Source organism: Bradyrhizobium sp. CIR48 (assembly GCF_014198315.1).
Taxonomy (GTDB): domain Bacteria; phylum Pseudomonadota; class Alphaproteobacteria; order Rhizobiales; family Xanthobacteraceae; genus Bradyrhizobium.
This window is the reverse complement of sequence record NZ_JACIHG010000002.1, coordinates 857485-874610: the sequence shown is the minus strand read 5'-3', so window position 1 is coordinate 874610 and position 17126 is coordinate 857485. Positions and strand designations below refer to the sequence as shown.

At 64.9% G+C, this 17126-nt stretch carries 19 protein-coding genes and 1 riboswitch; of the genes, 5 read left to right on the top strand and 14 right to left on the bottom strand.

Annotation, left to right across the window (positions count from 1 at the left end; translation table 11 throughout):
- Positions 1-364 precede the first annotated feature (364 nt).
- Together GGD66_RS10500 and GGD66_RS10495 are read left to right on the top strand one after the other, a co-directional pair.
- Positions 365-589 (top strand): DUF6429 family protein, encoded by a 225-nt coding sequence (locus tag GGD66_RS10500; RefSeq protein ID WP_092253553.1) that lies wholly within the window; start codon positions 365-367, stop codon positions 587-589.
- A 10-nt stretch (positions 590-599) separates the two neighbouring features.
- Positions 600-1154 carry a phosphohydrolase gene (locus GGD66_RS10495; RefSeq protein WP_183257626.1) on the top strand — a complete coding sequence of 185 codons (555 nt, stop codon included), beginning with the start codon at positions 600-602 and terminating at the stop codon, positions 1152-1154.
- A gap of 94 nt (positions 1155-1248) precedes the next feature.
- On the opposite strand, the gene GGD66_RS10490 is transcribed toward GGD66_RS10495, so the two are convergent.
- The 8 genes from GGD66_RS10490 to GGD66_RS10455 form a co-directional block, all read right to left on the bottom strand.
- Positions 1249-1791, bottom strand: a complete 543-nt coding sequence (locus GGD66_RS10490) for a mismatch-specific DNA-glycosylase (RefSeq protein ID WP_183257625.1) — start codon at positions 1789-1791, stop codon at positions 1249-1251.
- A 319-nt stretch (positions 1792-2110) separates the two neighbouring features.
- The gene (locus tag GGD66_RS10485; RefSeq protein WP_183257599.1) at positions 2111-2419 is read right to left on the bottom strand and encodes a hypothetical protein; all 309 of its coding nucleotides are present in this window, start codon (positions 2417-2419) and stop codon (positions 2111-2113) included.
- Between the two features lie 67 nt (positions 2420-2486).
- Entirely contained in the window at positions 2487-4385 is a 1899-nt protein-coding gene (gene thiC / locus GGD66_RS10480) for a phosphomethylpyrimidine synthase ThiC (protein ID WP_183257598.1), read from the bottom strand.
- 189 nt (positions 4386-4574) lie between these two features.
- The gene (locus tag GGD66_RS10475) at positions 4575-5183 is read right to left on the bottom strand and encodes a thiamine phosphate synthase (protein ID WP_183257597.1); all 609 of its coding nucleotides are present in this window, start codon (positions 5181-5183) and stop codon (positions 4575-4577) included.
- Positions 5170-5952, bottom strand: coding sequence for a thiazole synthase (locus GGD66_RS10470; RefSeq protein ID WP_092253539.1), 783 nt, complete (start codon positions 5950-5952; stop codon positions 5170-5172). Before GGD66_RS10470 ends, GGD66_RS10475 begins: the two co-directional genes overlap by 14 nt.
- Before the next feature lie 164 nt (positions 5953-6116).
- Positions 6117-6314 carry a sulfur carrier protein ThiS gene (gene thiS / locus GGD66_RS10465; RefSeq protein ID WP_018318622.1) on the bottom strand — a complete coding sequence of 66 codons (198 nt, stop codon included), beginning with the start codon at positions 6312-6314 and terminating at the stop codon, positions 6117-6119.
- The gene (locus GGD66_RS10460; protein ID WP_183257596.1) at positions 6305-7315 is read right to left on the bottom strand and encodes an FAD-dependent oxidoreductase; all 1011 of its coding nucleotides are present in this window, start codon (positions 7313-7315) and stop codon (positions 6305-6307) included. Before GGD66_RS10460 ends, thiS begins: the two co-directional genes overlap by 10 nt.
- Positions 7303-7431: riboswitch (TPP riboswitch) on the bottom strand. It overlaps the preceding gene by 13 nt.
- Positions 7432-7609: 178 nt before the next feature.
- A complete protein-coding gene (locus GGD66_RS10455; protein WP_092253535.1) occupies positions 7610-8167 on the bottom strand; it encodes a lytic transglycosylase domain-containing protein in 558 nt (185 codons plus the stop codon).
- 242 nt (positions 8168-8409) lie between these two features.
- Between GGD66_RS10455 and GGD66_RS10450 the strand changes: the two genes are divergently transcribed.
- Complete coding sequence (locus tag GGD66_RS10450) at positions 8410-8625, top strand: hypothetical protein (protein ID WP_028145575.1); 216 nt, start codon at positions 8410-8412, stop codon at positions 8623-8625.
- 1 nt (position 8626) lies between these two features.
- Here the strand turns inward: GGD66_RS10450 and GGD66_RS10445 are convergent, their stop codons facing one another.
- Positions 8627-9949, bottom strand: coding sequence for an ATP-binding protein (locus GGD66_RS10445; protein ID WP_183257595.1), 1323 nt, complete (start codon positions 9947-9949; stop codon positions 8627-8629).
- Positions 9950-9963: 14 nt separating this feature from the next.
- A complete protein-coding gene (locus GGD66_RS10440) occupies positions 9964-10743 on the bottom strand; it encodes a response regulator (RefSeq protein WP_183257594.1) in 780 nt (259 codons plus the stop codon).
- 180 nt (positions 10744-10923) lie between these two features.
- On the opposite strand from GGD66_RS10440, the gene GGD66_RS10435 reads away from it, so the two are divergent.
- Together GGD66_RS10435 and GGD66_RS10430 are read left to right on the top strand one after the other, a co-directional pair.
- Positions 10924-11496 (top strand): hypothetical protein, encoded by a 573-nt coding sequence (locus GGD66_RS10435; protein WP_183257593.1) that lies wholly within the window; start codon positions 10924-10926, stop codon positions 11494-11496.
- Positions 11497-11727: 231 nt separating this feature from the next.
- Positions 11728-12258 carry a PRC-barrel domain-containing protein gene (locus GGD66_RS10430; protein WP_183257592.1) on the top strand — a complete coding sequence of 177 codons (531 nt, stop codon included), beginning with the start codon at positions 11728-11730 and terminating at the stop codon, positions 12256-12258.
- A gap of 105 nt (positions 12259-12363) precedes the next feature.
- On the opposite strand, the gene GGD66_RS10425 is transcribed toward GGD66_RS10430, so the two are convergent.
- The 4 genes from GGD66_RS10425 to GGD66_RS10410 all read right to left on the bottom strand — a co-directional run bounded on the left by GGD66_RS10425 (position 12364) and on the right by GGD66_RS10410 (position 17113).
- On the bottom strand, positions 12364-13575 hold the full coding sequence (locus tag GGD66_RS10425; protein WP_179736248.1) for an ABC transporter substrate-binding protein: 1212 nt from the start codon (positions 13573-13575) through the stop codon (positions 12364-12366).
- Positions 13576-13942: 367 nt separating this feature from the next.
- Positions 13943-14773 (bottom strand): ABC transporter permease, encoded by an 831-nt coding sequence (locus GGD66_RS10420; RefSeq protein ID WP_183257591.1) that lies wholly within the window; start codon positions 14771-14773, stop codon positions 13943-13945.
- A complete protein-coding gene (locus GGD66_RS10415) occupies positions 14770-16032 on the bottom strand; it encodes an ABC transporter permease (RefSeq protein WP_183257590.1) in 1263 nt (420 codons plus the stop codon). Before GGD66_RS10415 ends, GGD66_RS10420 begins: the two co-directional genes overlap by 4 nt.
- A 22-nt stretch (positions 16033-16054) precedes the next feature.
- Complete coding sequence (locus GGD66_RS10410; protein WP_026202048.1) at positions 16055-17113, bottom strand: ABC transporter substrate-binding protein; 1059 nt, start codon at positions 17111-17113, stop codon at positions 16055-16057.
- Positions 17114-17126: the final 13 nt, after the last annotated feature.

Below are 17126 nucleotides of genomic sequence, written 5' to 3'. Positions count from 1 at the left end.
TCGACGCCATGCAGTTGGAAAATATACTTCGACGTATCCATCCCGATACGGATAATCTGGCTCACGGACGGCTCCTGTGAATGGGTGTGTGACAACCTCATTCTGGCACACTGATGCCGTAGGGGGCCGTCCACCCCATCACCGCGTGATCTATCTGTTGCGGTTGGTCCCCGTACCGAAAAGACCAATCCCGTAGGGTGGGCAAAGGCGCGCTCTTCGCGCCGTGCCCACGCGTTGCCGGACCCACGGAAAGATCGTGGGCACGGCGCAAGAGCGCCTTTGCCCACCCCACGCCGCTGAGTCGCCATTGCAGATTGCCTGTTACGCAATAGGATATCCTCCGCCCGCTCCGGAGGAGATCAAGATGGCCATCAACAACGACAAGATCGACGACGCAGCGCTCGCCCTGCTTTACCTGACTCTGCACGACGGCTATCGGGCCTGGAAGGGGTTTGATTGGGACGTGCTCGGCCGCCTGCATGACAAGGGCATGATTGACGATCCCGTCGGCAAGGTGAAATCCGTGGTGTTTACGGAGGAAGGCCTCGAACGTGCGAAGAGGCTGTTCAAGGAACTGTTCGATGAATGATGCCTTGCCGATGAATCGGGAACAGTTGGCCGCGGCCTATGCGGCGCCCGGCCGCCATTATCACAATCTCGCGCATATCGAGGATTGCCTCGCCGCGCTCGCGCGTGTCGAAGGTCTTTCGGTCGCCGAGCGCGAGACGCTGTCGGAGGCGATCTGGTGGCACGACGTCGTGTACGACCCGACCCGGTCGGATAACGAGGAGCGCAGCGCGGAGCTCGCCGAGCAGCATGTCCGCGCCGAGCTTCGTCAGGAGGTCGGCCGCCTGATCCGCCTGACCAAGACGCACGAAATTGCCGCCGGCGATCGTCTCGGTGCGATCCTGATCTCGATCGACCTCAGCATTCTCGGCACTGATGCCGCGCGCTACGACGCCTATGCCGCCGCGATCCGCCGGGAATTCATCCACGTCGGCGAAGACGACTATCGTATCGGCCGTGCCCGCGTGCTCCGCCATTTTGCTGCACGCGAGGTGATCTTTCCCGATCCGGATTTCGCCGCGAGGTTCGATCGGCAAGCCCGCGTCAACCTCGCGCGGGAGCTGAAGGCGTGGGCTGAAGTGCCGTAGGGTGGGCAAAGGCGCGCCCTTCGCGCGCCGTGCCCACGTTCTGCCGGACCCATGGAAAGATCGTGGGCACGGCGCAAGAGCGCCTTTGCCCACCCTACGCACCAATCCACGCCGCAAGCTCACGCCACGGCTCAATCGTCCAATGCCCGGACGCCGCACCCGACGGCGACGGCAGCACGAAGATCTCCGGCCAGCTCTCATCGCGCGCCTGCCGCCCCAGCGCGATCGCAGCTGACGGCCGGCCGTAAAACAAGCTCGCCGCCTTCTTGCTCGTGAACGCAATCGTCCGCGGCCGATATTTTTCGATCTTCGCCCTGAAGCCTGATACGTCGATCGTCTCCGCCGCGATCTGGTGATCCATCCCGGCGCCCGTCTTGCAGAGATCGGTGAAGCCGATCCCGAGCGCGATCAGCGAAGCGAACTCGCTCGGCTGATAGCGCCGCGGCGTGATCCCGGCCTCATGGATCGCGCGCCAGAAGCGGTTGCCGGGATGAGCGTAGTAGTGTCCGACTTCGGCCGAGCGCGTCGAGGCGGCGGTGCCGACGAACACGAGGCGGAGGTTGGGGCGGAGCTGGTCGGGGAGGCGGTCGAGGAGGGGGGTAGGCAAATCAATTATCCGCAACGTTGTAGCCCGCATGAGCGCCAGCGACATGCGGGGCAACTGTCAATCCCGAATGTCGCTGACGCTCATCCAGGCTACGATTGCTAATCTGCTTTTGGCGTTATGTGCACAGCCCGAGCCATGTCCGTTTCATAGATGCCGCCGGTGCAACGGCCGGTCAGAAGATCGAGCGTGAACGGCACCCAAGTATCACCGATCGGAGTCCAAGCTTCGCCGGTAAGTTCGGTTTCCTGAAGGCAGATGCTGCGGAAGCTATCCCACGAAATCCGCGGACTACTCCATCGTGAATTGTCTGACCGAACAGCGTTGAAGCCGACGAGGCCTTGGAAAAGGATTAGCCAAGAGCCGATGCAGGGATTGCTCGCTGGGTATCACTTGCAACGTGCTCTCGAATGGCACGGTGTTCCGGATCGATAATAAAGGTCTCGCCCCAAGCGACGACGATCACATCCCTACCGTTAGGGTGGTCAAGCACATTGGTGTAGTCGGACATGCCACCGAGGAAATTGCCGACCCACGGGTCGGACCTCTTCGGATAGAAGCGAATAACCAAACCTTCACGGAACTCGCTATCGCCACGTTCTGTGAACGATATGGCCGGCGGGCCGTAAGGTGGCAGTCCTGGCAATACTTCAAACCGCATGCACTGTTCGCATCGTGTTGCGACTTTCGGGACGACATTTGTCGTCCCGAAAGCCTATCCTGCCCCCTCACAACACCCGATTGCTCTCCTTCACCTTCTCCGCATCCAGATACAGGCTCTCGCCCATCTCCTTGAACTTCGCGCTCATCTTGGCCATGCCGTCCTCGGCGGTGCCGGCCATCGACATGCCGACGCTGTTCGGATCGTTCAGCGTTGCGGCGTAGTCCCGCACGTCCTGGGTGATCTTCATCGAGCAGAACTTCGGGCCGCACATCGAGCAGAAATGGGCGACCTTGTGGGCTTCCTTCGGCAGGGTCTCGTCGTGGAAGTTTTTCGCGGTGTCGGGATCGAGGCCGAGGTTGAACTGGTCGCTCCAGCGGAAGTCGAACCGGGCGCGGGAGAGGGCGTCGTCGCGCAATTGCGCGGCGGGGTGACCCTTGGCCAAGTCAGATGCGTGCGCGGCGATCTTGTAGGTGATGACGCCGACCTTGACATCGTTGCGGTCGGGCAGGCCGAGATGCTCCTTCGGCGTGACGTAGCAGAGCATGGCACAGCCGAACCAGCCAATCATGGCAGCGCCAATGCCTGACGTAATGTGGTCGTAGCCCGGCGCGATGTCGGTGGTCAGCGGTCCAAGCGTGTAGAACGGCGCTTCGCCGCATTCCTTGAGCTGCTTGTCCATGTTGATCTTGATCTTGTGCATCGGCACATGGCCGGGGCCTTCGATCATGACCTGGCAGCCCTTGTCCCACGCGATCTTGGTCAGCTCGCCGAGCGTCTCCAGCTCCGCGAACTGCGCGCGGTCGTTGGCGTCCGCGATCGAGCCCGGGCGCAGGCCGTCGCCGAGCGAGAACGAGACGTCATACTTGCGCATGAGGTCGCAGATCTCGTCGAAATGCGTGTAGAGGAAGCTCTCCTTGTGGTGCGCCAGGCACCACTTCGCCATGATCGAGCCGCCGCGGGAGACGATGCCGGTGACGCGGCTGGCGGTGAGGTGGATGTATTGCAGGCGCACGCCGGCGTGGATGGTGAAATAGTCGACGCCCTGCTCGCACTGCTCGATCAGCGTGTCCTTGTAGAGCTCCCAGGTCAGCTTGACGGGATCGCCGTTGCACTTCTCCAGCGCCTGGTAGATCGGCACCGTGCCGATCGGCACCGGCGAGTTGCGCAAGATCCATTCGCGGGTGGTGTGGATGTTGCGGCCGGTCGAGAGGTCCATCACGGTGTCGGCGCCCCAGCGGATCGCCCACACCATCTTCTCGACCTCTTCCTCGACGGAAGACGTCACCGCCGAGTTGCCGATATTGGCGTTGATCTTGGTCAGGAAGTTGCGGCCGATGATCATCGGCTCGAGCTCGGAATGGTTGATGTTGGAGGGGATGATGGCGCGGCCGCGCGCGATCTCGTCGCGAACGAACTCCGGCGTGATGAAGGGGGGTACCGACGCGCCGAAGCTCTCGCCGTCGGCGAGGGCTGCTTCCGCGCGCTCGAGCTGCTGCTTGCGGCCGAGGTTCTCGCGGGCGGCGACGTAGATCATCTCCTTGGTGATGATGCCGGCGCGGGCAAATTCGAGCTGGGTGATCTTGTGGCCGTCGAGGCCGCGCAGCGGCTGGTGATAGGCGCTGAAGGCGCGCGCGGCGTTGTCGGTGGAGACGCTGCCGTTGTCCTCCGGCTTGATCTGCCGGCCCTGATATTCCTCGACGCCGCCGCGCTCCAGCACCCATTGCTTGCGGCTGCGGGCGAGGCCGGCGTTGACGTCGATCGTCACGGACGGATCGGTGTAGGGGCCCGAGGTGTCGTAAACCGGCAGGTTCGGCTCGCCCGCGCCTTCGGACAGGATGATCTCGCGCAAGGGCACGCGCAGGTCGGGCGCAGCGTCAGGCGAGGCGAAGATTTTTCGCGAGGAGGGCAGGGGGCCGGTGGTGACGGCGGGGACGGTCTTTTCGGGGTTGGAGCGGATGTTCATGTGATCCTCCGGTTTAATTCTGTTGTCCAGTGTTTGATCTCGTCATCCTGAGGTGCTCGCGAAGCGAGCCTCGAAGGATGAAAGAGCCGGGCCGCCGCCCTTCGAGGGCCGCTGAAGAAGCGGCCACCTCCAGCGACAACGGCTGCGCCGTTGCGCGGGGGTGACGGGTTGAAGAGGGGCGGACGCACATCACGCAGCCTCCGTCGACAGGCCGAGCCACTGGCGCACCCGGGCATCGGGGTCGGCGTTTTGCGTCACGTCGGACACCACCGCGATGGAATCCGCACCCGCCGCAAAGATCTCCGCGGCTTGCTCGAACTTGATGCCGCCGATCGCGACCAGCGGGATGTTGCCGATGCGCTTCTTCCATTCGGTGATCTTCGGAATGCCCTGCGGCTCGAAGCGCATCGATTTAAGCGTGGTGAAGAAGATCGGGCCGAGCGCGACATAGTCGGGCGTTGCCTTGAGCGCGGTTTCAAGCTCGGCATCGTCATGGGTGGAGATGCCGAGCGAGAGGCCGGCCTCGCGGATGGCCTTGAGGTCGGCTTCCGCCAGATCCTCCTGGCCGAGATGCAGATATTTCGCGCCGGCGACGACGGCGGCGCGCCAATAGTCGTTCACGACCAGCTTGGCTTGCGTGTCCTTGGTGATGGCCAGCGCGTCGGTGACGATCTGCAGCGCGTCGGCGTCGTTGAGCTCCTTGGCGCGCAGCTGGATGGTGCCGACGCCGAGCTTTGTCAGTCGCTCGACCCATTTGAGGCTGTCGACGACGGGATAAAATCGATCAGGATACGGCATGCCAGAACGGAGTCCCAACGACAGGGGTGGAGGGGGAGGCGAAGTCGCGGGCGTTCATCAGCCCGGCTTCATAAGCGGTGCGGCCGGCATCACAGCCGAGGCGGAAGGCGTTTGCCATCGCGACGGGATCGGCGGCTTTGGCGATCGCGGTGTTGAGCAGCACGGCGTCATAGCCGAGCTCCAGCGCCTGCGCGGCGTGGCTGGGAGCGCCGAGGCCGGCGTCGACCACCAGCGTGATGTCGGGCAGGCGCTCGCGCAGCAGCCTCAAGGCATCGCGATTGGTGATGCCCTTCGCGCTGCCGATCGGAGCTGCCCACGGCATCACCACCTTGCAGCCGGCATCGACCAGGCGGTTGGCGACCGAGAGATCCTCGGTGCAATAGGGGAACACTTCAAAGCCGTCCTTGATCAGGATGGTGGCGGCTTCGACGAGGCCGACGACATCGGGCTGCAGCGTGTCGTTGTCGGCGATGACCTCGAGCTTGATCCAGCTCGTGCCGAACAGTTCGCGGGCGAGCTTTGCCGTGGTCACCGCCTCGCGCACGCTGCGGCATCCCGCGGTGTTCGGCAGCACGGTGACGTCGAGCTCGCGGATCAGCTTCCAGAACGCGTCCCCGGTCTTGCCGCCGGCGGATTCGCGCCGCAGCGACACCGTGACGATGTTCGAGCCGGAGGCGCGGATCGCTTCCTGCATGATCGCAGGCGAGGGATAGAGCGCGCTGCCGATCAGCAGGCGGGAGGCGAAGGATTTGCCGTAGAAGGTCACCATGGCTTCAATTTCCTTGCGGGCGACTTGCACAGACCGTCATCCTGAGGTGCGCGCACTTGCGCGCCTCGAAGGATGACAGCGCCGCTTGCGGCCATCCTTCGAGGCGAGCCGAAGACGGCTCGCACCTCAGGATGACGGCGTCGTTTGTGGCGACAGGCATCACCTCACCCTCCCTGCCGCGGCGTGATGATCTCGATCTCGTCGCCGGCTTTCAGTGCCGTCTCGGCCCAGCGGCTCTTCGGCACGACGTCGTAGTTCAGCGCGATCGCGAAATGGGTGCCCTCGTAGTCGAGCTCCGAGAGCAGCGCATCGACGCTTCCCGAAGTCACCTCGCGCTGCTCGCCGTTGACGATCACAAGCATCGCATCACCTCGTTGTCGATCTGGCCGCGCTCGACATAGGCGAGCGTCAGCTCGGCGAGCGCCGGCGCGATCAGGAAGCCGTGGCGGTAGAGGCCGTTGACGCTGATCCTGCGGCCGCGAATGCCGATGCGCGGCAGATTGTCGGGATAGGCGGGACGCAGCCCCGAGCCGAATTCGACGATGCGGGCCTCGCCGAAGGCGGGGTGCACGGCGTAGGCCGCGCCCAAAAGCTCCAGCGCGGAGCGGACGCTGACGCCGGTGTCCTCGGCCTCGATCGAGGTCGCGCCCAGCATGAACAGATTGTCCTCGCGCGGGATCACGTAAAGCGGCCAGCGCGGATGCATCAGCCGCACCGGGCGCGCAAGCTGCACCTCGTCTGTCTCGATCAGGATCATCTCGCCCTTGACGCCGCGAAGCTCGCTCTGCTCGTCGCGGGCGCCAAGGCCGCGGCAGTCGATCACGATGCCGTCGAGATCCCCGGCTGCGACGTCGCTGGAGAATTTGATGGTGCCGCCGGCGGCGCGGATGCGATCGTGCAACTGCGGCAGCACGCGGCGCGGCTCGACATGGCCCTCGGCCGGGAAAAACAGCGCGTCGCGAAAGCGGCCCTCCAGCGAGGGTTCGAGCGCGGCGAGGCCTGAGGCATCGAGCCGGCGGTGGTCCTCGGTCATGCGCGCAAAACGCTCGAAATCGTTGCGTTCGCGCGGATGGGCGACGACCAGCGAGCCGTTGAAGGGCGTGTCGGGCAGCTCGCGCCGCCAGAGGTCGAGCGAGCGCAGCCCCAGGCGGCTGATGATGGGTTCGGCGACCTCGGCCTCGCAATAGGGCGCGAGCATGCCGCCGGCCCAATGGCTGGTGGCGTCCGTCATCGCCTCGTCACCGCGCTCGTGCAAGGTCACGGCATGGCCGGCCTGCGCGAACAGCAGGGCTTGCCAGGCTCCGGCGATGCCTGCGCCGATGATGGATACCGGTGAGTCCGGTCGCTTGGTCGTTTGCAACATCCCTGTCCCTTCGCCGGCATGACCCGGATCAGGTTCAAAGGGTCACCGCGGTCCTGGGCGGTATTGCCCATTTAGCGGTATCTCAGCTCCTCCTCGGAGCACCCCTCGGAACGGCTCTAATGTATGCCACGGAGGCGGGGTGGTCAACGCGTGTTGCGGGAACCCTCATGCCCCGGACGCAGCGCATCACGCAGTGCTGCGCTGCTGAGCCGGGGCCCTTGCTGATGCAGGGATGCTGGGTCCCGACTCTGCGCAGCAACGCTACGCGCTGCAGCGCGTCCGGGACACGAGCGGCTATTGCGAGGCCTGCGCCCGCGCATTGCGGACACGCTGGGCCAGCTTCCTGTGCGGAGTGGCGCCGAACATCGGCTGCGGGTTGCCGTTCGGCTCGAGCCAGGGTTGGCCCATATTGCCCATATTGGTATCGCCCATATTGGCGATTTGCACGGCCTGCTGCCGCTGGCGTTTGGCGGCGTAGTAATAGCCGCCGGCGAAATAACGCACGGCCCGGGCATGGTCGCCATTGGCGGCGCGATAGGCGCCGGCGAGGTATTTCACGGCATAAGTGAGGTTGGTGTTGGGATCGCGCAGGCCGGCGGCGTCGCCGGTGTAGCCGACCCCGCGGGCGGTCGCGAGCTTGATCTGCATCAGCCCGATGGTACCGCCGCGGCCGACGAGGTGCGGCTGGTAGCGGCTCTCGCGCATGATCACGCGATGCACCAGCGCTTCCGGCACGCCGTTGGCGCGGGCATGCGCCGCGACCATCTCGGCATATTCGGCTTCGCCCGCGACTGCGGCCTGCGGCAATGTCAATCCGGCCGCGAGCAGCGCGGCAATGCATAAAATTTTCATCAGATATCCCTGAGGTCCCCTAGGTGACCTGCGCCCAGCCGCCGTTAGGCCTTCGGAACGCGGCGATGATGTGACCAAACGCCGCCATCGCCCGATTTTGCGGTGCCGAGCCGCTGTTACGACTCAAAGCTGGCGCAAGAAAGCTTCGGGGACGGACGATCCCCGCTCGCGGCAGCACGCCTGTCTATTCGCGCGTGCCAGCGAAAGCGAGTAAGAAGACGCTGCAAATCGGGAGAGGTGCCATGACAAAATCAAACATGGCCAGGCTGTATGCCGGCGACATCCCCAGACAGAACCCCTGTGCCCAATGTGGCACGCCGATCCCGCAGCCTGACTGGATCGAGCCGGGCGAGGGACGCGTCTCCTATCTCTGGAATTGCCACGCCTGCAATTATCGCTTCGAGGCGGTGGCCATCTTCGACGAGACCGCGATCGAGCACCCGCCGCTCGCGGCGTGAGTCAGGCGGCGAGCCGCGGCTGCTGCCAGAGCGGCAATTGCATCCGTACGATCAGTCCATGTGGGTTGCGGTCGTGCAGCGACAGCTCGCCGCCATGGGCGAGCGCGATGGCGCGCGCGATCGACAAGCCGAGCCCGAAGCCGGTGGATTCGTCCATGGTGCGCGCATCGTCGCCGCGCACGAACGGCTCCAGCATCTCCTGCTTTCGGGCATCCGAAATGCCGGGGCCGTCGTCCTCGACGTCGATGACGAGCGTGGTGCCCGAGATGTCGAGGCGGATCGTCACCTCGGCGCCGAAGCGCACCGCGTTCTCGACCAGGTTGGTGACGCCGCGATGCAGATCGTCGGGCCGCGCGGCGGCGGTCGCGGACGCCGGCCCGTCATAATGCACGACATGGCCCATGTCGCCGAACTGGTCGGCGACGAGCTGGAGCGTGCTGGCGATGTCGACCAGCGTAACCGCCTCGACCTTGCGGTCGTTGCGCAACAGCGACAGCACCGATTCCAGCATCGCGCGCATCTGATCGAGGTCCATCAGCATGCGCTTGCGGTTGCCCTCGTCCTCGATGAATTCGGCGCGCAGGCGCAGCCGCGTGATTGGCGTGCGCAGATCGTGGCTGATCGCGGCCAGCATCCGGGTGCGATCCGACATCAGCCGGGCGATCCGCTCATGCATGCGGTTGAGCGCGCGCGCTACCGAGCGGATCTCCTCCGGGCCGCGCTCCGGCAGCGGCTCCGCCTCGCCGTCGACGCTGAAATTCTCGGCGGCGTTGGCGAATGACGATAGCGGTGCTGCCAGCGCGCGCACCGCCCACAGGCCGAGCACGCTGACGCAGATGAAGGCGGTCATCAGCGCCGTCAGCCAGGGGCCGCCCCAGAACCACGGGCGCGGGTCGCCCTCGACATGTCCGGCGATCACGGTGCCGTCGGGCAACTCGACGCCGACGCGGGATGCTGTGCCGCCCGAGGTCAGCTGGACCGCCCTGTAGCCGCGTCCGAGATGACGGCGCATCCCGCGCAGATGCTGATTGTCGCTCTCTGCGACGCTTGCGGTGCCAGGCGCGAGCATTTCGATGCCGAGCTTGGGGAAGGCGCGCGCGAGATCAGCGACGAGGCGCGGACGCTCGCCGGCCTCGGCCGAGCCGAGCAGCAACGCGGCATCGGTCAGCTGATGCGCTCCGTCCGGCGGCGTGTCGGGGCGGTCGGGCCGGCTGATCAGGAAGGCGGTGGTGACGACGAGATGGAGCGCGACGGTCGAAGCCAGCACCAGCGCGGCGATCTGCCCGCCGATCCCCTTGAGGTGGAAGAATCCGAACGGCTTCATCGTTGGCGTCCCCTTCAACTGCTCAGGGGCGCCACAACCGCTTCAATGCTCGCTGCTTGAGTGCCTTGAGGACTCGCCACCTGCGTTCGCGGCGTGAACAGATAGCCGCCGGAGCGCACCGTCTTGATGAGAGTGGGATCGGTTGGATTGGGCTCGATCTTGCGGCGGATGCGGCTGACCAGCACATCGATGGACCGTTCGAACGATCCGGTGCTGCGCCCTTGCGTGAGGTCGAGCAGGCTGTCGCGTGACAGCACGCGGCCGGGCCGTTCGCAGAACGTGCGCAGGAGATCGAACTCGGCGCTGGTCACCGCGACGCGCGCGCCTTCGGGATTGCGCAATTCGCGCAGGCGCAGGTCGATGTGCCAGCCCTCGAAGGTCAGCGTGCTTGCGCCTTCAATCGAGCTCGCCGCCTGGGCCGCGGCCTGGCGGCGCAGCACCGCGTTGATGCGGGCGAGCAGTTCGCGCGGGTTGAACGGTTTCGGCAGATAGTCGTCCGCGCCCATCTCCAGGCCGACGATGCGGTCGACGTCCTCGCCGCGCGCGGTCAGCATGATGATTGGCGTCTGCGCCTCGGCACGCACCTTGCGGCACAGGCTGAGGCCGTCCTCGCCCGGCAGCATGACATCGAGGATGATGAGGTCGACGCGGTGATCGGCCATGGCGCGCGACATCTCGCGGCCGTCGCTCACGGCGGTGACGTTGCAGGCGTTGTTGCGCAGGTACTTCGCAATCAACGTCCGGGTTTCGCGGTCGTCTTCGACGACCAGGATGTTGGGATTGGGAACGGCCATGCGCTTTGTTTGTCCAGGATTCGGGCCAAATGGCGAAGATTTTTGTTTCGGATTGTTTCTGCCGGGCTTCCCGCAACAGGCGGCAATCGCGCCGTCGCGAAGCGGCAAGGTCTCGTTAAGGCCGTTAACCATAGCGTGGCGTGGTCCGCGACGAAACCCCGCAAAATCCACGGAGCCATCATGACCTCGATTTCGGCGGCCTCCGCCAACAACCACCCCTCGCCGCTGCAGCGGCTGCAGCAGGAATTGCAATCGGAAGTGTCCGCCGGCACGATCTCGTCGTCGGACCAGTCAGCGCTCTCGACGGCGCTGACCGACATCGACACGGCAGTCCAGCAGAGCCGCTCGAGCGACCAGTCGAGCGGCACGCGTCCCTCCAAGGAGGACATGAAGTCGAAGATCGACGACCTCATTTCGAACGAGGTGTCGAACGGCACGCTGACGTCGGATCAGGCCGAAGCGCTCAAGGGCGTGTTTCAGTCCGCCTTCGCGGGCGGTCCGGGCGGGCCGGGTGGCGCCGGCGGTGCAGGCGGACCTCCGCCCGGTCCGCCGCCGGACGACAGCGCTTCGGATTCGGCGTCGTCTGCGGACTCGACCAGCAGGACGTCGACCGATGCCTCCACGGCCGAGATTCTCCAGCAGTTCCTGCAGGCGCTGCAGCAGTCGCAATCATCGAGCTCGTCCTACGGCGCCAACGGCAGTTCGTCCGGCAATTCCGACCTCTCCGCGCTTCTGATCGACTACAAGAGCTGACCCTGAGCGACGCGGGTCGGCGCGAGTCCTCGCCACGATCGTGCTTCACCCAGGGCGCATGATCGTCGGCGGGGAACCGTGCGCCGCAAAATGTTCCTGGGTGACGCAGGAACAGTCCCTGCGAGGTTTCCGCGCTCGCGCATAGCGCGACGAAATTGCGGCGCGCACGGAACTGCGTGTGATCAGCGCTGTTTTCTCCACACGAGTTTTTTCTGTGAAGGAGAGGACAACATGCTGACGAAATCCATCGCCGCCGGCCTCGCCGGCACCGCACTGCTTGCGACCGTTGCGTTCGCGCAATCGCCGACCGCCACCACCGACAAGGCGCCGACCGCGGCAACCGCGACGACGGCCACCACGACCGCTTCCGGCGAGTGGCGTACGTCGAAGATGTCGGGCCTGAAGGTCTATAACGAGGCCAACGAGAACATCGGCTCGATCAACGAGCTGCTGATGGACAAGAACGGCAACGTCAAGATTGCCGTGATCGGCGTCGGCGGCTTCCTCGGCATGGGCGAGCATCTGGTCGCCGTGCCCTATGAGAAATTGAAGTTCGTCAACGAGGCCGTCGCCTATACCGGCACCGGCACGAACCCAGGCGCCAAGCCCGCCGCATCGACCACGACAGGCGCTGCGACCGGCACCGACAGGCCGGCTGCGACCACGACGTCGTCCACCTCGAAGTGGTATCCGGACCACGCCGTGTTCAATGCCAGCAAGGACGAGCTGAAGAACATGCCGGAGTTCAAGTACGCGGAGTAATGCAGCCCGCGTAACTTCCTAAACGAAGCGCGCCTGGTTTTCGCCGGGCGCGCTGTCGTGTCTATTTCTTACCTCGTCCCGCTAGCGGGGCGAGGGAGACGGCTTTCAGTGCGTCACCAGCGGGCAGCCGCCCTTGTCGAGCGGGCGGAAGGCCTCGTCGCCGGGCACGGTGGCGATCAGCTTGTAGAGGTCCCACTCTCCCTTGGATTCCTCGGGCTTCTTGACCTCGAACAGATACATGTCGTGCACCATGCGGCCGTCGATGCGGATCTTGCCGCCTCTGGCGAAGAAGTCGTTGACCGGCGTCTTGCGCATCTGCTCCATCACCTTCGGCGCCTCGTCGCTCTTGATGGCGTCGATCGCCTTCAGATAGTGCATGGTCGCCGAGTAGAGCCCGGCCTGGATCATGGTCGGCATGTGGCCGACCTTCTCGTTGAAGCGCTTGGAGAAGGCGCGGGTCTCCTCGTTCATGTCCCAGTAGAAGGCGTCGGTGACGATCAGGCCTTGGGTTGCCTTGATGCCGAGCGAATGCGTGTCGGTGATCTCCTGCAGGAGCGCGATCATCTTCTGGCCGCCCTGGGTCAGGCCGAACTCGGACGCCTGCTTCAACGCGTTGGTGGTGTCGCCGCCGGCATTGGCCAGCGCGACCACCTTGGCCTTGGAGGCCTGGGCCTGGAGCAGGAACGAGGAGAAATCCGACGAGTTGAGCGGATGGCGGACTTCGCCGAGCACCTTGCCGCCGCTCTCCTTGACGACGTTGGCGGCGTCGCGCTGCAGCGCCATGCCGAAGGCGTAGTCGGCGGTGACGAAGAACCAGCTATCCTCGCCGCGCTTGACCATCGCCTTGCCGGCGACGTTCGACAGCGCATAGGTGTCGTAGGTCCAGTGCACGGTGTTGGGCGAGCAGGCGGTGCCGGTGATGTCGGACGAGCCGCCGCCGGAATTGATGTTGATCCTGTTCTTCTCGCGCGTCAGCGCCGAGACCGGCAGCGCCACCGATGACGTCGGCACGTCGAAGATCGCGTCGACCTTGTCGTTGTCATACCAGTTGCGGGCGATGTTGACGCCGACGTCGGGCTTGTTCTGGTGGTCGGCGGCGACCACCTGCACGGGCTTGCCCGCGACCTTCGCGCCGTAATCGGCGACCGCCATCTCGACGGCGGCGAGCGAGCCCTTGCCGGTCGCGTCCGCATAGAGGCTGGACATGTCCGTGAGCACGCCGATCTTGACGACATCGTCGGAAATCTGCGCCTGCGCCGCGCCGGACGTAGCGGCAAGGGCGAAACCGGCCGCGACGGCGGCGATGAGTTTTTGCATGGTTGTTCTTCTCCCTGTGTTGTTGTTCGGGCTTTGTTGCGGGGACTGTTCTAGCGACAATCGACCGCGGCAGCTAAGCGATGCGCGCCATAGCGGAATGCAAAAAGAGAAGGGGCGCGCAGTGTTCCCTTCGCCTCTCCCCGCAGCTGATGAGGCTCAGCAGGATCAGCGAGCTCAGGATCGTAGGGTGGGCAAAGGCGCATTTGCGCCGTGCCCACCATCTCAGCATGATCGAGGGACATGTGGGCACGCTTCCGCCTTCGCTCTTCGAGCTACGGCGGACAAGTCGCTTTGCCCACCCTACGATACTGCCGTCGTCCTTGCGAAGACTTCCCCTCACCCTGCAATCGTGGAGAAGGAAGAGCGCTCAGGCGCCGCCGGCCTTGAGCCGTTCATTGCGCCGGCGCAGGCCTTCGAGGGTGGCGAGGAGGATCACCGAGACCGCCGTCAGGATCACCGCCGCTGCTGTAATCGTCGGGCTGATGTTCTCGCGGATGCCGCTGAACATTTCGCGCGGCAGGGTGCGCTGCTCGGGACCTGCCATGAACAGCACGATCACGACCTCGTCGAAGCTGGTCGCGAAGGCGAACAATGCGCCCGAGGCGAGGCCGGGCAGGATCAGCGGCAGGATCACACGGCGAAACGCCTCCAGCGGCGAGGCGCCGAGCGAGGCGGCGGCGCGTGCCAGATTGGTGTCGAAGCTCTGCAGCGTCGCGCCGACCGTGATCACCACGAACGGCGTCGCCAGCGCGGTGTGGGCCAGGATCAAGCCGAGATAGCTGCCGGTCAGTCCGATCGGCGCGAAGAAGAAATACAGGCCGACCGCGGTGATGACGCCGGGCACGACGACCGGCGACAGCACGAAAGCCAGCACGAGCGGCTTGAACCGGCTCTTCCACTGCGCCAGGCCGAGCGCCGCGAGCGTACCGAGCACCATGGACAACAGCGTCGAGGCGACGCCAATGATCATGCTGTTCTTCAGCGAATTCATCCAGCGCGGCGAGCTGATGAAGTCGTCGTACCAGCGCAACGACAGGCCCGGAAGCGGATAGGTCAGGTACGAGCCCGAACTGAAGGACAGCGGCATGATCGCCAGGATCGGCGCGATCAGGAAGATGAACACCAGCGCGGAGACAATGATGGTTGCGGTCCACGCAATGCGCTGGCTCGGCGTGCGGAGAGAAGCATTGTCGCTCAATTCTTCATGCCTCCCGTGACCTGCTGGCCCTGCACCAGCTTGCCGTAGACCAGTGCCAGCAGAATGGTGGCGAGCAGCAGCACCGCACCGAGCGCCGAAGCAAGACCCCAATTGGCTGTTTCGGTGGTGTAGAGCGCGATGAAGTAGCTGATCATCTGATCGGCGGCGCCGCCGACGAGGGCCGGTGTGATGTAGTAGCCGAGCGCGAGGATGAAGACGAGCAGGCTTCCTGCGCCGATGCCGGGCAGCGTCTGCGGCAGGTAGATCCTCAAGAAAGCGGTGAACGGCGGCGCGCCGAGCGAGGCGGCGGCACGCATGTAAGCAGGCGAGATCGCCTTCATGCTGCTGTACAGCGGCAGGATCATGAAGGGCAGGAGTACGTGGGTCATCGCCACGCAGACGCCGAAGCGGTTGTAGATCAGGCGCAACGGCTCGTCGATGATGCCGAGCCAGTGCAGGCTGTCGTTCACGACGCCCTTGCTTTGCAACAGCACGATCCAGGCGCAGGTGCGAACCAGGAGCGACGTCCAGAACGGCAGCAGCACGAAGATCATCAGCAGGTTCGATCGTCCCGGCGGCAGTGTCGCCAGGAGGTAGGCGACCGGGAAGCCGAGGATCAGGCAGAGCGCGGTGACGCTGAGGCTGATGATGAAGGTGCGGGTGAACAGGCTGCGATAGATGGCCTGGTCCGGCGGGGCCGCGACGATCGCGCCGTCGACGTTCCTGACCAGGTCGAGCGCCGCCAGCAGGTAGAAGCCCGTGATGGGGCCGCTGGCGTCCCTGATGGTCGTCCAGGTGGCGCGTTCGCGCCAGACCGGATTGATCTTGCCCAGCGTCTCCTTGGCCGTGCCGGGCTCCGGCATCGTCTTCAGATTGCGTGCCGTGCTGGTCAGGATCGTGCGAAAACCGTTGAGTGCGTAGTTCAGCCGCTTGGCCGCAATCGCAATGGTGCCGGAGGCGCGCGCCGCCACGATGTCGCTTGCGAGCGCAGCGTACGCCTTTTCGTCCGGCAGGTCCTTGCCGTCCCAGTCGGCGAGAGCCGCGACGGTGTGAGGCAGAACCTGACGCACCTCCCGGTCATCGACCGCGCGCCACAGCATGCCGGCGATCGGGCCCGCGAAGGTGAAGAGCAGGAAGACGAGAAGCGGTAGGACCAGTGCCAACGCCTTGACCTGGCGTGTCCGCTCTGCGCGCCTCAATCGGCGCTTGAGCGGCACCTCGGTCGACGCATTGGCGCCGGTCAGGGACGCTTCCGTCATTGGTCGAGCCTTGAGCCGCGCGCTATTTCGCGGCCCATTTGTTGAAGCGCTCGGTCAGGCGGTCGATGTTCTCGAGCCAGAAGCCGACGTTGATCTCGACCGCGTTCTTGATGTTGTCAGGCGCCGTCGGCAGGTCCTTCAGAACGGCGGGCTGCAGCTTGCCGGCGGCGTCCTTGTTCGAGGTGCCGTAGGCAATGTTCTCGGAAAGCTTGGACTGGTTCTCCGCCTTGCCGACGAAATCCAGGAATTTGTAGGCCGCGTCCTTGTTCGGGCTGCCCTTCAGGATCACCCAGCTGTCGAGGGTGAACAGCGCGCCGTCCCAGACCATGCCGAAGTTCTTCTTCTCGTTCTTGTTCGCGGTATCGATGCGGCCATTGTAGACCGAGGTCATCGCGACTTCGCCGGAGGCGAGCAGCTGCGGCGGCTGGGCGCCGGCCTTCCACCAGACGAGGTCGCTCTTGATGGTGTCGAGCTTCTTGAACGCGCGGTCGACGCCCTCGTCGGTCGCCAGCACCTTGTAGACGTCCTTCGGCGCGACGCCGTCGGCCATCAGCGCGATCTCCAGCGTGGTCTTCGGGCCCTGACGCAGGGCGCGCTTGCCGGGAATCTTCTTGGTGTCGAAGAAGTCGGCCCAGCCCTTCGGAGCCTCCTTCAGCTTGTCCTTGTCGTAGCCGAGCACAAAGTCATAGAGGATGGCGCCGACGCCGCAGGGATTGACGGATGGCGGGATATAGGCGGCCTCGCCGCCGATCTTGGAATAGTCCATCTTCTCGAACAGACCTTCCTCGCAGCCGACCGCCAGCTCGTCGCTCTCGACCTGGACGACATCCCAGGTGGCGGCGCCGCCCTGCACCTTGGCGCGCAGCACGCCGACGCCGCCGTCCCAGGACTCGTCATTCATGGCAATTCCGGCCGCCTTCTTGAACGGCTCGAAATAGACCTTCTTCTGGGCATCCTGATACGCGCCGCCCCACGACACGACGGTGAGATCACGCGCCTGCCCGACCGTGGCCAGCGCGGCGCTGGCGGTGAAGGCCGCGGCGAAACCCAGAGCAATCTTGCCAATCTTGCGCTTCAGCATGGTCATTGTTCCT

Coding starts and splice junctions, on each gene's coding strand:
- GGD66_RS10500 (WP_092253553.1), top strand. CDS start 365: ATGGCCATCAACAACGACAAGATCGACGACGCAGCGCTCGCCCTGCTT.
- GGD66_RS10495 (WP_183257626.1), top strand. CDS start 600: ATGAATCGGGAACAGTTGGCCGCGGCCTATGCGGCGCCCGGCCGCCAT.
- GGD66_RS10490 (WP_183257625.1), bottom strand. CDS start 1,791: ATGCGGGCTACAACGTTGCGGATAATTGATTTGCCTACCCCCCTCCTC.
- GGD66_RS10485 (WP_183257599.1), bottom strand. CDS start 2,419: ATGCGGTTTGAAGTATTGCCAGGACTGCCACCTTACGGCCCGCCGGCC.
- thiC (WP_183257598.1), bottom strand. CDS start 4,385: ATGAACATCCGCTCCAACCCCGAAAAGACCGTCCCCGCCGTCACCACC.
- GGD66_RS10475 (WP_183257597.1), bottom strand. CDS start 5,183: ATGCCGTATCCTGATCGATTTTATCCCGTCGTCGACAGCCTCAAATGG.
- GGD66_RS10470 (WP_092253539.1), bottom strand. CDS start 5,952: ATGGTGACCTTCTACGGCAAATCCTTCGCCTCCCGCCTGCTGATCGGC.
- thiS (WP_018318622.1), bottom strand. CDS start 6,314: ATGCTTGTGATCGTCAACGGCGAGCAGCGCGAGGTGACTTCGGGAAGC.
- GGD66_RS10460 (WP_183257596.1), bottom strand. CDS start 7,315: ATGTTGCAAACGACCAAGCGACCGGACTCACCGGTATCCATCATCGGC.
- GGD66_RS10455 (WP_092253535.1), bottom strand. CDS start 8,167: ATGAAAATTTTATGCATTGCCGCGCTGCTCGCGGCCGGATTGACATTG.
- GGD66_RS10450 (WP_028145575.1), top strand. CDS start 8,410: ATGACAAAATCAAACATGGCCAGGCTGTATGCCGGCGACATCCCCAGA.
- GGD66_RS10445 (WP_183257595.1), bottom strand. CDS start 9,949: ATGAAGCCGTTCGGATTCTTCCACCTCAAGGGGATCGGCGGGCAGATC.
- GGD66_RS10440 (WP_183257594.1), bottom strand. CDS start 10,743: ATGGCCGTTCCCAATCCCAACATCCTGGTCGTCGAAGACGACCGCGAA.
- GGD66_RS10435 (WP_183257593.1), top strand. CDS start 10,924: ATGACCTCGATTTCGGCGGCCTCCGCCAACAACCACCCCTCGCCGCTG.
- GGD66_RS10430 (WP_183257592.1), top strand. CDS start 11,728: ATGCTGACGAAATCCATCGCCGCCGGCCTCGCCGGCACCGCACTGCTT.
- GGD66_RS10425 (WP_179736248.1), bottom strand. CDS start 13,575: ATGCAAAAACTCATCGCCGCCGTCGCGGCCGGTTTCGCCCTTGCCGCT.
- GGD66_RS10415 (WP_183257590.1), bottom strand. CDS start 16,032: ATGACGGAAGCGTCCCTGACCGGCGCCAATGCGTCGACCGAGGTGCCG.
- GGD66_RS10410 (WP_026202048.1), bottom strand. CDS start 17,113: ATGCTGAAGCGCAAGATTGGCAAGATTGCTCTGGGTTTCGCCGCGGCC.